The organism is Maribacter sp. Asnod2-G09 (assembly GCF_045063795.1).
Taxonomy (GTDB): domain Bacteria; phylum Bacteroidota; class Bacteroidia; order Flavobacteriales; family Flavobacteriaceae; genus Maribacter.
This window is the reverse complement of sequence record NZ_JBEFOA010000003.1, coordinates 1-11,022: the sequence shown is the minus strand read 5'-3', so window position 1 is coordinate 11,022 and position 11,022 is coordinate 1. Positions and strand designations below refer to the sequence as shown.

Below are 11,022 nucleotides of genomic sequence, written 5' to 3'. Positions count from 1 at the left end.
TATGGAAGCATTGAGAATTGTATTTATGGGCACCCCCGATTTTGCTGTAGGCATTTTAGACATGCTTGTAAAAAAGGAATATAATATAGTAGGTGTGATTACGGCACCAGACAGACCCGCTGGTAGAGGCAGAAAGATAAACGAATCTGCAGTTAAAAAATACGCTGTTGAAAATAGCCTTACGGTTTTACAACCGACAAATTTAAAAGACACAGAGTTTTTAAGCACCCTAAAATCATTAAATGCCAATTTACAAATAGTAGTAGCCTTTAGAATGTTACCGAAGCTTGTTTGGGATATGCCAGAATATGGGACGTTTAATCTTCATGCATCGCTTCTACCTCAATACCGTGGCGCAGCACCTATTAATTGGGCAATAATAAATGGTGAAACAAAAACCGGAGTTACTACATTCTTTATCGACGAGAAGATAGATACAGGTGCCATTATAATGCAAGACGAAACTAACATTGAAAAAACAGATAATGCCGAAGACTTACATGACAGACTAATGCATTTAGGTGCAGAAACTGTCGTAAAAACTGTAGCAAGAATTCAAGAAGGAAATTTTGAAACTACAAAACAGACAAATTCCGAAGATTTAAAAGATGCTCACAAACTATTTAAAGAAACATGTGAAATAGATTGGAGCAAGTCGAAAGAAGATATCTACAACTTTATAAGAGGATTGAGTCCGTACCCAGCAGCATGGACAACTTTGACAAACGGTGACCAAACGATAATTACCAAAATTTACAAGGCACATATAGAAGTCGAAGAACATGAACTAACTACCGGAACTCTGATTTTTACTAAAAAAGAGATGAAAGTCGCAGTACAAGATGGCTACTTAAATCTCGATGAAATACAACTTCAAGGCAAGAAAAGAATGCTTGTAAGAGATCTGTTGAACGGCCTTAATTTAGAAAAAAACGCAAAAATGGGGTAAAGCCCCGCCGTTATTGGGCTGCGAGAAACGTAAAAAAAAACCTACTTTATCAACAAACACGCTGAGTTATCAACAAAATCAGGGATTTCCCCTTGTTTTACTTGTGTTGCTCAGAAATCCATATAAATTTGTTAGTAGGTATAAATTATTTAATCACAATTAATTATCACATTATGAACAAAACAGAATTGATCGATGCAATGGCAGCAGACGCTGGCATCACAAAAGCTGCGGCTAAAAAGTCATTGGAATCTTTCTTGGGAAATGTTGAAAGTTCTCTTAAAAAAGGAGATAGAATTTCTTTAGTAGGTTTCGGTTCTTGGTCCGTATCTAAAAGAAATGCAAGAGAAGGTAGAAATCCATCAACTGGAAAAACTATCCAAATCGCTGCTAAAAATGTAGTTAAGTTTAAAGCAGGTGCTGATTTAGGCAAAGCTGTAAACTAGTTTTACACAAATAAATTTATTAAAAGCGCCTTAATTGGCGCTTTTTTTATTTCTATGTTTTTGCATTTAGACGGATTTGTCTTACTTTAGGTATATAATCATCGTAAATTAATGATCGCATTAAAGCCAACCAAAGGAAAATTACTAATTGCAGAACCTTCTTTAACAGGAGACGTTTCTTTCAATAGATCTGTTGTACTGTTAGCAGAACATAGCAATGAAGGCTCTGTTGGTTTTATTTTAAATAAGCCATTAGAGTATCAGATAAACGATTTGGTCACCGAAATCGAAATACCTTTTCAAGTATATAACGGCGGACCTGTAGAGCAAGACAATCTTTACTTTATTCATAAAGTACCACACTTAATAGATAATAGTGTAGAGATATCTGATGGTATTTACTGGGGCGGTGATTTTGAAACTACCGTAGAACTCATCAATAAAGAAATTATTTCTGAAGATGACATTCGATTTTTTCTTGGTTATTCTGGCTGGTCATCTTTACAATTAGATGAAGAACTGACTTCAAAATCATGGATCGTTGTTGAAAACGAACATGAAAGTAGAATTATTCAAAAAGCCGCAAAAGCAATTTGGAAAGAAAATATGATCCAATTAGGTGGTGATTATCTACTTTGGTCAAATGCTCCAGAAAACCCGAGTCTCAACTAAACACTGGCAGTTAAAGACATTCTAGCCGCGGCATTCAATTTACCTATTAAGTTTTTTGCAGTGGTATTGACAAAATCTTTCTTTCTATATTTTGTAATAGAGATAATACCGTCAATATTATTTATAATGAATAACTCATCTGCTTTTTGAAGCTCAAAAGGCGATATACTATCCTCAAGAAATTCAAAATCATTAATTTTTGAAACAATATCAATAAGCTTTTTTCTTAGAATACTATTAATACAGCCATCAGTCACTGGCGCTGTCTTAATCTGATTACCTTTTACTACAAACAAATTACCATTTAGAGCCTCTATAACTTGCTTTCTCTCGTTGAGCAACAAACAATCTTGATAATCATTTTCTTGGGCGTAAATCGCTCCTACTACATTTAAAACTTTATTGTTGGTATCTAGATTAGATAACATACTAGAATTTTTATAGAAATCTTTAAAAAGTTCTACTTCGTATGCACCCTCATTAAGAATAAAAAATGGGTTTGTTAATGTACTACTGGTAATGAAATATGAAATACTATTATCTGATTTAGAAAAATCGGTCTGACTATTTCTAAAAACGGTGAATTTTATTTGTTTTGACTCTTTTAAATCGTTCTCAGATAAACCTTTTAGAATTTCTTCTTCCATGAACTCCATCGTAAAGTTCATAGGTATCTCCATTCTTAGAATTCTCATAGAAGACATTAAGCGTAAATAGTGATCCTCTAAAAATACGATATCACCATTTAACACACGTAACTCTTCAAAAACGGCATCACCAAGCTGTACTCCCCTATTCTTTTCGTTTAAAAAAGATGTATTATCCTCAAGAAGTTCACCATTAAAATTGAACATAAAAAAAGCCTTAAAAAATTAAGGCTCAAAGATACTGTAAATAAGGGTATTTTTAAGATGATCCCAATACCTGTTTTAAATCAGATACTTGGTTCGTCCAAAGCATTTTAGACTCCTCAATTTCATCATCTTCTGCAAAATCAGTTATAAACAATGAAACATCTTTAGTTATTTCATCTACAATTATTTTCATTTCAAAAAAGCTATCATCTTCTGCTTCATCCCAAGCAAAACGTACAAACTCATCAGATTTTCTTTTTAACAACTTAGCTTCTTCTTCAGCTCCGTCCCAAATAAATGTAAATTTCTCTCCTCTAGAATTCACATTATCTGCAAACCATTCTGACAGTCCAGAAGGTGTTGCCAGGTACTGATATAACATCTGTGGTGAAGACTGTATTACAAACTCTATTTCAAATTTTATTTTATCGCTCATGTTCATGCTACTTTATTGCGGGCAATATATATATTTCTAAATGATAAAAAAATAAATGTGAGGTATTATTTTTTTCATCATTTTTTGTTGAAGAACAAATAAATTACCACTATATTTGCAGCCGTTTAAAAATAATATGGCGAGGTAGCTCAGTTGGTTAGAGCGTCGGATTCATAACCCGGAGGTCGGGGGATCGTGCCCCCCTCTCGCTACATTAGTAAATTCAAGTAAAACAACGGTTTAGTTCACTCTAAACCGTTTTTTTATGTCTATATTTCTGCATGCAATTACAATTGAACACGAAAGTGAACACGATTTAGAACACGATTTGTCTACAAAACCAAATTTTTCAGTACCAAAAATCTATACCGCCAAAGGTGATCTTTCTAAAAGATGGTACGTCTATTTTTCATTTAGGAACCCAAAAACTAATAAATTGGAACGAATGAAAAATATTTATGGCAAGGCAAATAATTATAAAACAAAGGCAGATAGATTAACAATTCTAACCTCGTACCGTAAAAATCTATTAAAATTATTGAGAGCAGGCTATAGCCCATTGGAAAATCAATCGGTCGATAAAATTCATGAACCGGATTTAAAGCATGTAAGAGTAGATAAGAAAATAGAAAAAATTAAAACTGAATATACAGAGTCTACTAACAAAATAGCGAATATAGAACTACCTACTCAATCGGAAACAAAGGATTTAGGAATGCCCCTAAAAGATGCCTTCGATTACGTTTTAAAGTTGAAGAAAAATCAAGTTAAAGCTAGAACAGTTCAAGATTATCGACTTAAAGGTCAAGCCTTTTTAAAATGGCTATCAAAAAATTATCCAAATATAAAATACACCCATCAGCTAACTAAAAAAATGTTGCTTGACTTTTTAAACGAAATAGTCATCAATACAAGCCCAAGAAATAGAAACAATTTCAGATTGACCCTTGGTACTTTTTTACAGACTTTAGAAGAAAATGAAATTATAAAATTCAACTTTATAAAAACGATTAAGGTTTTAAAATCTATCCCAAATCGGAATAAAACATTTTCTCTCGAGGTAGAAAAAAGTATATTCAAACATTTGACGAAAGAAGACCCGATATTATTACTATATATCAAATTCGTTGCATATAACTTTCTAAGACCTATAGAAGTATCTAGGCTTCGTATTAAAGACGTGGATTTAGTAAACAGAACACTTACCTTCCAAGCTAAAAATAGTAAGTTAAAAAAGAAAATAATACCCCAAATGCTATTTGATGAAATACCAGACTTATCAAATTTGAATCCAAATGATTTACTTTTTACCCCTACCGAAATTGGCGGAGCTTGGGATACTAAAGAAACCAACAGAAGAAATTATTTCTCTAAACGATTTAAACAAAAAGTGAAAGAACATTTTAATCTAAACGAAGATTTTGGATTATACAGCTTTAGACATACGTATATCACAAAACTATATCGGGTAATATTAAAAGATGCTACACCATTTGAAGCCAAAAGTAAATTAATGTTGATTACGGGTCATAATTCAATGTCCGCCTTAGAAAAATATTTACGTGATATAGATGCTGAACTGGCCGAAGATTACTCAAATCTTTTAAAAGAATAGAATGGATACAAGCAAAACACTTAAAAATTTAATAAAACAGCTCTATACACCTCTTCTATTTTTTATTCCAAATAGTATCATTCCTTTAAGTGAACTCAGTGAGTTTAGAAATATTAAAACAGAAGAATTTTTTAATACCATTGTTTTTCTGTCTGAAAATAATTCAACAGAAAAAGTATTAGCTATAAAAGATTGTATACCGTTATTAGAGAAGGCGTCTATTCTTAACTATAATACAATAAAGTTAATAGACAAAAAGGATAATACAAGTCCATTACAATTTTCAACGCTTTTAGAAAACTATATAATGCATTTGCGGTTTTATACGTTCATTACTAAATGGATGAATGAAAATGTGACATCTCATTGCGATGCCAATAAACAAATCAAGGGATACTTTAAACTTCAGGCAGATTGTTTTCAATATCATAAAGTCCAAATTGAAAACAAATTCAGTATTCAAATAATTCCAAATCTTAATTCAGCTGAAGTTCTAACCTATATTAAGAATGACAATGTTCAGCTATTAAAAAATGTATTTAAACACCAAGAAAAGTTAGATGCAATTGAAGCTAGTCCTACACCCAAAAGTCTAAAAAAAGTAGGGTCACAAAAGCCGGTTTTAATTACCGATGAAGAATCAATGGAATTTCTTTTAGAAACTGTTTTTAATTCAAATTAGAAACAACTCCCCTATTTTAGCTAAGGTTAGTTAATTAGCTACCCTACCAAATATCTCGGAAAATCCATTAATTATGCGTCAAACATACGTACATTTAACGCTAAATGGACACGAAACACTACATCTGTAATTATTGTCATGAAGAATTCATACCCAAAAGACGGCATGTGCAAAAATTTTGCAGTGCCACTTGCAGGTCTAAAGCTCATCATCAGAAAACAAAAACATCAAATTTATTACCCTTTAAACAAGCTCCGAAATTTACCAGTAAAATTGAAAAAATGAGTGCTGCAGGAATTGGAAATGCTACTGCTGGAGCACTTGCTGCAGATGTCTTAAAAAATGCTTTTACCAATAACAATAATAAACCAGCAACTAAAGGAGATATTTTATTATTAAGAAAAAGCTTTGATCGTTACCAAAGGATTCTTAATATACCTGTAAGGCCTGACGGAATGTTACCCTACTTCGATATGGAAACAAAATTTCTCGTTTATTTAAAACCTCTTAAATAAATCTATTTATCATACTCATTATTTATTTTGGGTAATATCCATATAATTTTGCCACTTCACTAAAGTATATTTTTTAATTCCATCGTTTTGAATATTTAAAAAACCATATTCATATACAAATAAATAAACATCTCCTTTTTGATTTTTCCAATAATGGGTAAAAAATTTTGGATTAAAACCTCTATCAATTAATTCATTTCTACGAACAGTAGTAAAACCAGATCTATTGTAACTCTTTAAAATCTTTCTATTTACTTTCAAATGACTATCAACCTTAAAAAAGAACTGTTCACTTTCTTGACGTTTTTCATACTGGTTTATAGATTTACATTTCAGTGAGCAAAACAATTTATCAACTCTTCCTGAAATCGGTGTTGAACATATCAAACATTTTCTTTCCTTACCCATTTGTAAACGTATATTATACGTATAATATACTGCTAAAAATTATATATATGTTTAATCTTGTAATATGAATTCTGTAAAATCTATAACACTTTACCATCTAATGATTAAAAATCAAAAGATGATAGGTATAAAGTTTAGCCCAGATAAACTGATACAGAACTTGATCAAAGGACTCCCAGACCCCAAGTGGAGCAAACAATATAACATGGCATATATACCTAATACTAAGACAAACTTGGGTATAATCTTTACAACATTCAAAGGTATTGTTTGGATAAATTATAATCGATTCTTTACAAATAAACCTATTAATACTAACAACGAAACAGTAGATGTACAATGGTTCAGAAATAGGACTAATGTAACAGAATATAGACTTTGTCCTGAAGAGTACTTATTAAAGTTGGAACTTAAAAGATACGCCAATAGTACTGTACGCACATACGTTTCTTTTTTTGAAATGTTTATTAATTACTATAAAGAAAAAGAATTAATAACTCTTGATGAAAGTGATATCAGAAATTTTCTTCAGCACCTCATTCACAGAAATGTATCGAACTCTTACCTTAATCAAGCCATAAACGCTATTAAATTTTATTATGAAGTAGTTTTAGGTATGCCAAACCGTTTCTATGAAATAGAACGACCTAGAAAAGAATCCAAATTACCTAAAGTAATTTCAAAAGAAGAAATACTTACAATTATTGAAAACACTAACAATTTAAAACATAAATGTATTGTTCAATTATTATATGGTTCTGGTTTAAGAAGAAGTGAACTTTTAAATTTGAAAATAGAAGATATTGATAGTAAACGAATGCTAGTTCGTGTTGTAGGTTCAAAGGGAAACAAAGATAGGCAGACGTTGTTATCAAAAAATGCCTTAAATGACTTGAGGCGATACTTTACGAAATATGAACCTAAAATATATTTATTTGAAGGTAAAAATGGAATGAAATATAGCGGTGCTAGTGTATTGAAAATTGTAAAGTCCGCTGCTGAAAAAGCTAACATACGCATAACTGTTACACCACATATATTACGACATAGTTTTGCTACGCACCTACTAGAATCTGGCACAGATTTAAGGCAGATTCAAGTACTTTTAGGACATAGTTCAAGTAAAACAACTGAAATTTACACCCATGTGGCAACTAATACTTTTGAAAGTATTAAAAATCCACTAGATTAGTAATCCTAAATAAGAAATAAACGTACCTAGGTACGTTTATCCAATTGTTACCACATATTTAAAATGAAAACCTTTATTCTCTTTTTTTTAACTTCAGTTGTTTGTCTCTCTCAGCATACAGAAAAGTTTAAAGAATTGACCGATGTGATTAAAAAGGATAGTATTCGAAAGGATACCACATATTACGGAAATGGAAAAATACACTACCTAAACGAAACCTCTTTTTACTCTGAAAAAGATTTTGATTTAAAGGGTTTTACTGGTCAATCAAAACTATTTTACCGTAGTGGAGTATTAGCAAGAGAAGATATAAGGGACAATTTTGGACTTTGGTTGACTTCCAAATATTATAACAGAAAAGGAATTCTAACAAAAGAATGGATTACTACAGAGTTGGACACAAGTGCTAAAAATTTAGATGATTTTTTTTCTTCATCAAATCATATTGATGTTCGGAGAACAATTAAGCATTATAAATTTTCAAAAAAAAACAATGCTTTTTACGCATATAAAATTGAATACTTGACTGTGATTTCTAATATTGATGGCGGAAAAATTGATTTTTTAAATGAGGACGGAAAAATAATTCGGACAAAAAAACTGAAAGAGAAACCGCATAAAAACATGTGGTAACAAAACCTATAAACAATACGGGTTTCGGGCTTAAACGAAAGGTTTGTGTATATTTATAATGTCGCGAAATCTTTGGGATTCCGCTTTGACACAAAAAAAGAAAAAACAAAACCAAAAGATTTCGCTATGTGCGTGGCGGAAAGCAAACGCTAGTTTGCTCCCGTACTGTTCATAGCTCAACCGTTACCACACATTTCAAAAATGACAGAACAACATGCAATAATAGGGAGATTTATAAATTCCAATAATTCGTTCGAGTTTCAAATAAACATAATTCTGGAAATAATTTTTGATTTTATAAGAAAAGAAAACGAAGGGAGCTTAAAGATTGATTTGATTGATTATTTCCATGAATCGAGCCTTAATAAAAGAATGGAGCTATTAGTGTTCAGTCTTCTCACTCTAAATATCGGAGAACGAAAATTTGATTCTGAGATTTTATTATTACTAGAAATTAAAAACTCCTTCACAAAAAAATTTCAAACTACCAGAGACTTAGTTGCACACAATCCATTAATTCCAATTGCTGGCGACTATCTTATAACCTCTTCGAGAAGATATAAGGGTAAGTCTAATTCGATAGGTCTTGATGAATTAGAAAAATTGAGTGATGATTTAACTAAGATTAATCAATCTTGCAATGAACTAGCTAGTATGATTCAAAGCAAATTAAAAATAGAACCTGTACGTGATTTGCCAGACAAATAGAATTGAAAATTGAGCAGATGGACTTTACTCGGTCGTAATCGTTGAGAATATGGACTTGCCAAAATTGCGAAAAAGGACTAATGGAACGGGATGAGTGCGAATAGTAACGTGCCAATATAACACAAGAAAAACGTGTGGTAACAATGCCTAAACGTAATGCGGACTTTAGAGCTAAAACGAATGGTCTGTGTATATTTATAATGTCGCTAAATCTTATGGATTTAGCTTTGGAACAAAAAAGAAAAAGCAAAACAATAAGCTTTAGCTTCGTGCGCAGACGGAAACGAAAAGTTTCCTTACAACCGCACTACGCTTAGCCCAGCCGTTAGCCACCATTAGGTACGATATACAAACATCCTTTACAGAGTTATAGAAACATCGTTTACACTTTTTAAGTTGCATTTGAAACCAAAATTCAGATGCTATGCCTTGGAAAGAATCAACGATTATGGAACAAAAANATGGAAGTCATATAATTGGGTTTACCTTTCCGCTTCGCTCCAAGGTAAACACATCGGAGCACTGGACATTGGCAATGGTATTTGGAGAGTATTTTATAGAAATGTATTTTTAGGTTACTTTGATGAACATGTATTTAGAAAAAAAGAACAATCAGTGAGGTTAGAAACTAATTTAGTGTAAACTCTAATCTATAACTTTTGTAAACCATGTATATTAACGAACATTATAAAAAACCAATAGAACTGAATGAATCTATTCAAAAAAATATTTGGAAATAAACCAAAACCTGAAAACGGAACAGATGCTCAAGAGAATGAACAGTTAGAAAACCCGACTGAATTATTAATGGTAAAACTTTTCTTTGAAGATAAACCTATCCTTAACGATGAGCTTATTGAAAAAGAGCTGAAAAACAGGTTTGAAATAATAGAATTTCCGGAAACCTTGGATAAAACTGAAAATTCACGACATTACTTTTTCAAAGATTACGAAGTAAAATTTGCTGAGGGAAATATTCCTGCTCAAGCAACTATATTCATACCTGACGAAAATAAAATTGAATATTCTGAACTGAACAATTCTTTCGGACAATCTTGGAATTGGGAACATGCAGAAGAGACAGTTAAAAAATGTTCTTACGAAATCTTATTGACAGACTTAATGTCAAGGAATTTAGATTATAAAGAACGAGTAGAATATTTTCAAAAATTTGTAGCAGGTATAGTTTCTGCAATGAAACCAAATGCTGTATGGATTCGAAATAGTGAAGTTATTTTAGAGCCAAACGATTTTATAGAAAAGAGTAGTCAGAATAACTATCAAAATGTAAATGCTTTTATGAATGTTCGCTTGTTCAATATTCAAGAAGAGGAGAACGAAATGATTATGGATACTCTAGGCTTAAATTCACTTGGACTTCCAGATTTTGAATTTCGATTTACGGATTATGACCCTCAACAAATAGCTGGACTTTTATTCAATTATGGTAATTATATCTTTGAAAACGGTGTTGTAATTGAGCACGGTAATACGATTGAGGGAATTAAAGAAAATGAAAAGTTGAAGTGCTACTTTAATGATTCTCAGCTTGAACCGAAAAGAATCGTTATTGAAATAAATAACGGTGGCTAACACAACCTATAAACAATACGGGCTTCGGGCTTATTCGCAGGGTTTGTGTATTTTTATGAAGTCCGCAAAATCTTTGGGATTTTGCTTTAAACAAGGAAAAGAAAAAACAAAACAAAAAGATTTTGCTATGTGCGAGGCGGAAAGCAAACGCTAGTTTGCTCCCGTACTGTTCATAGCTAAACCGTTGTAAAACATTTGGTACGATATACAAACATCCTTTACAGAGTTATAGAAACATCGTTTACACTTTTTAAGTTGCATTTGAAACCAAAATTCAGATGCTATGCCTTGGAAAGAATCAACGATTATGGAACAAAAA

General features: G+C 31.7%; 13 protein-coding genes and 1 tRNA gene. 11 read left to right on the top strand and 3 right to left on the bottom strand.

All coding sequences use genetic code 11. The annotated features are described in order from the left end of the window. Window position 1: 1 nt before the first annotated feature. From fmt to ACJJVT_RS03860, 3 genes are all read left to right on the top strand, one after another. Window positions 2–949 (top strand): methionyl-tRNA formyltransferase, encoded by a 948-nt coding sequence (gene fmt / locus ACJJVT_RS03870; protein WP_405396682.1) that lies wholly within the window; start codon window positions 2–4, stop codon window positions 947–949. Window positions 950–1,122: 173 nt separating this feature from the next. After that, window positions 1,123–1,395 carry an HU family DNA-binding protein gene (locus ACJJVT_RS03865; RefSeq protein WP_405396680.1) on the top strand — a complete coding sequence of 91 codons (273 nt, stop codon included), beginning with the start codon at window positions 1,123–1,125 and terminating at the stop codon, window positions 1,393–1,395. 111 nt (window positions 1,396–1,506) lie between these two features. Then, the gene (locus ACJJVT_RS03860) at window positions 1,507–2,067 is read left to right on the top strand and encodes a YqgE/AlgH family protein (RefSeq protein ID WP_405396677.1); all 561 of its coding nucleotides are present in this window, start codon (window positions 1,507–1,509) and stop codon (window positions 2,065–2,067) included. Here ACJJVT_RS03860 and ACJJVT_RS03855 read toward each other — a convergent pair. Further along, complete coding sequence (locus tag ACJJVT_RS03855) at window positions 2,064–2,921, bottom strand: aminotransferase class IV (RefSeq protein ID WP_405396674.1); 858 nt, start codon at window positions 2,919–2,921, stop codon at window positions 2,064–2,066. The genes ACJJVT_RS03860 and ACJJVT_RS03855 overlap by 4 nt on opposite strands. Window positions 2,922–2,973: 52 nt before the next feature. Then, window positions 2,974–3,357: an START-like domain-containing protein gene (locus tag ACJJVT_RS03850; protein WP_073243911.1), complete on the bottom strand. Its 384-nt coding sequence runs from the start codon at window positions 3,355–3,357 to the stop codon at window positions 2,974–2,976. Between the two features lie 138 nt (window positions 3,358–3,495). Between ACJJVT_RS03850 and ACJJVT_RS03845 the strand changes: the two genes are divergently transcribed. From ACJJVT_RS03845 to ACJJVT_RS03830, 4 genes are all read left to right on the top strand, one after another. After that, a tRNA-Met gene (locus ACJJVT_RS03845) sits at window positions 3,496–3,569 on the top strand. A gap of 53 nt (window positions 3,570–3,622) precedes the next feature. Continuing rightward, on the top strand, window positions 3,623–4,972 hold the full coding sequence (locus ACJJVT_RS03840) for a tyrosine-type recombinase/integrase (protein ID WP_405396671.1): 1,350 nt from the start codon (window positions 3,623–3,625) through the stop codon (window positions 4,970–4,972). A 1-nt stretch (window position 4,973) separates the two neighbouring features. Next, window positions 4,974–5,654 carry a hypothetical protein gene (locus ACJJVT_RS03835; protein ID WP_405396670.1) on the top strand — a complete coding sequence of 227 codons (681 nt, stop codon included), beginning with the start codon at window positions 4,974–4,976 and terminating at the stop codon, window positions 5,652–5,654. Window positions 5,655–5,821: 167 nt separating this feature from the next. Then, window positions 5,822–6,169, top strand: coding sequence for a hypothetical protein (locus ACJJVT_RS03830; protein WP_405396669.1), 348 nt, complete (start codon window positions 5,822–5,824; stop codon window positions 6,167–6,169). Between the two features lie 18 nt (window positions 6,170–6,187). On the opposite strand, the gene ACJJVT_RS03825 is transcribed toward ACJJVT_RS03830, so the two are convergent. Next, the gene (locus tag ACJJVT_RS03825; RefSeq protein WP_405396667.1) at window positions 6,188–6,577 is read right to left on the bottom strand and encodes a DUF2116 family Zn-ribbon domain-containing protein; all 390 of its coding nucleotides are present in this window, start codon (window positions 6,575–6,577) and stop codon (window positions 6,188–6,190) included. Window positions 6,578–6,695: 118 nt separating this feature from the next. Between ACJJVT_RS03825 and xerA the strand changes: the two genes are divergently transcribed. The 4 genes from xerA to ACJJVT_RS03805 all read left to right on the top strand — a co-directional run bounded on the left by xerA (window position 6,696) and on the right by ACJJVT_RS03805 (window position 10,703). Then, window positions 6,696–7,769 (top strand): site-specific tyrosine recombinase/integron integrase, encoded by a 1,074-nt coding sequence (gene xerA / locus ACJJVT_RS03820; RefSeq protein WP_405396666.1) that lies wholly within the window; start codon window positions 6,696–6,698, stop codon window positions 7,767–7,769. A gap of 63 nt (window positions 7,770–7,832) precedes the next feature. Further along, a complete protein-coding gene (locus tag ACJJVT_RS03815) occupies window positions 7,833–8,402 on the top strand; it encodes a hypothetical protein (protein WP_405396664.1) in 570 nt (189 codons plus the stop codon). Between the two features lie 201 nt (window positions 8,403–8,603). Continuing rightward, window positions 8,604–9,110: a hypothetical protein gene (locus ACJJVT_RS03810; RefSeq protein ID WP_405396662.1), complete on the top strand. Its 507-nt coding sequence runs from the start codon at window positions 8,604–8,606 to the stop codon at window positions 9,108–9,110. A gap of 708 nt (window positions 9,111–9,818) precedes the next feature. Then, window positions 9,819–10,703: a DUF4261 domain-containing protein gene (locus ACJJVT_RS03805; protein ID WP_405396659.1), complete on the top strand. Its 885-nt coding sequence runs from the start codon at window positions 9,819–9,821 to the stop codon at window positions 10,701–10,703. The last annotated feature ends 319 nt before the right edge of the window (window positions 10,704–11,022 follow it).

Excerpts from the sequence above, each read along its gene's own strand:
- ACJJVT_RS03860 (WP_405396677.1), top strand. The coding sequence starts at position 1,507 with ATGATCGCATTAAAGCCAACCAAAGGAAAATTACTAATTGCAGAACCT.
- ACJJVT_RS03815 (WP_405396664.1), top strand. The coding sequence starts at position 7,833 with ATGAAAACCTTTATTCTCTTTTTTTTAACTTCAGTTGTTTGTCTCTCT.
- ACJJVT_RS03840 (WP_405396671.1), top strand. The coding sequence starts at position 3,623 with ATGTCTATATTTCTGCATGCAATTACAATTGAACACGAAAGTGAACAC.
- xerA (WP_405396666.1), top strand. The coding sequence starts at position 6,696 with ATGATAGGTATAAAGTTTAGCCCAGATAAACTGATACAGAACTTGATC.
- ACJJVT_RS03805 (WP_405396659.1), top strand. The coding sequence starts at position 9,819 with ATGAATCTATTCAAAAAAATATTTGGAAATAAACCAAAACCTGAAAAC.
- ACJJVT_RS03855 (WP_405396674.1), bottom strand. The coding sequence starts at position 2,921 with ATGTTCAATTTTAATGGTGAACTTCTTGAGGATAATACATCTTTTTTA.
- ACJJVT_RS03865 (WP_405396680.1), top strand. The coding sequence starts at position 1,123 with ATGAACAAAACAGAATTGATCGATGCAATGGCAGCAGACGCTGGCATC.
- ACJJVT_RS03810 (WP_405396662.1), top strand. The coding sequence starts at position 8,604 with ATGACAGAACAACATGCAATAATAGGGAGATTTATAAATTCCAATAAT.
- ACJJVT_RS03850 (WP_073243911.1), bottom strand. The coding sequence starts at position 3,357 with ATGAGCGATAAAATAAAATTTGAAATAGAGTTTGTAATACAGTCTTCA.
- ACJJVT_RS03825 (WP_405396667.1), bottom strand. The coding sequence starts at position 6,577 with ATGGGTAAGGAAAGAAAATGTTTGATATGTTCAACACCGATTTCAGGA.
- fmt (WP_405396682.1), top strand. The coding sequence starts at position 2 with ATGGAAGCATTGAGAATTGTATTTATGGGCACCCCCGATTTTGCTGTA.
- ACJJVT_RS03835 (WP_405396670.1), top strand. The coding sequence starts at position 4,974 with ATGGATACAAGCAAAACACTTAAAAATTTAATAAAACAGCTCTATACA.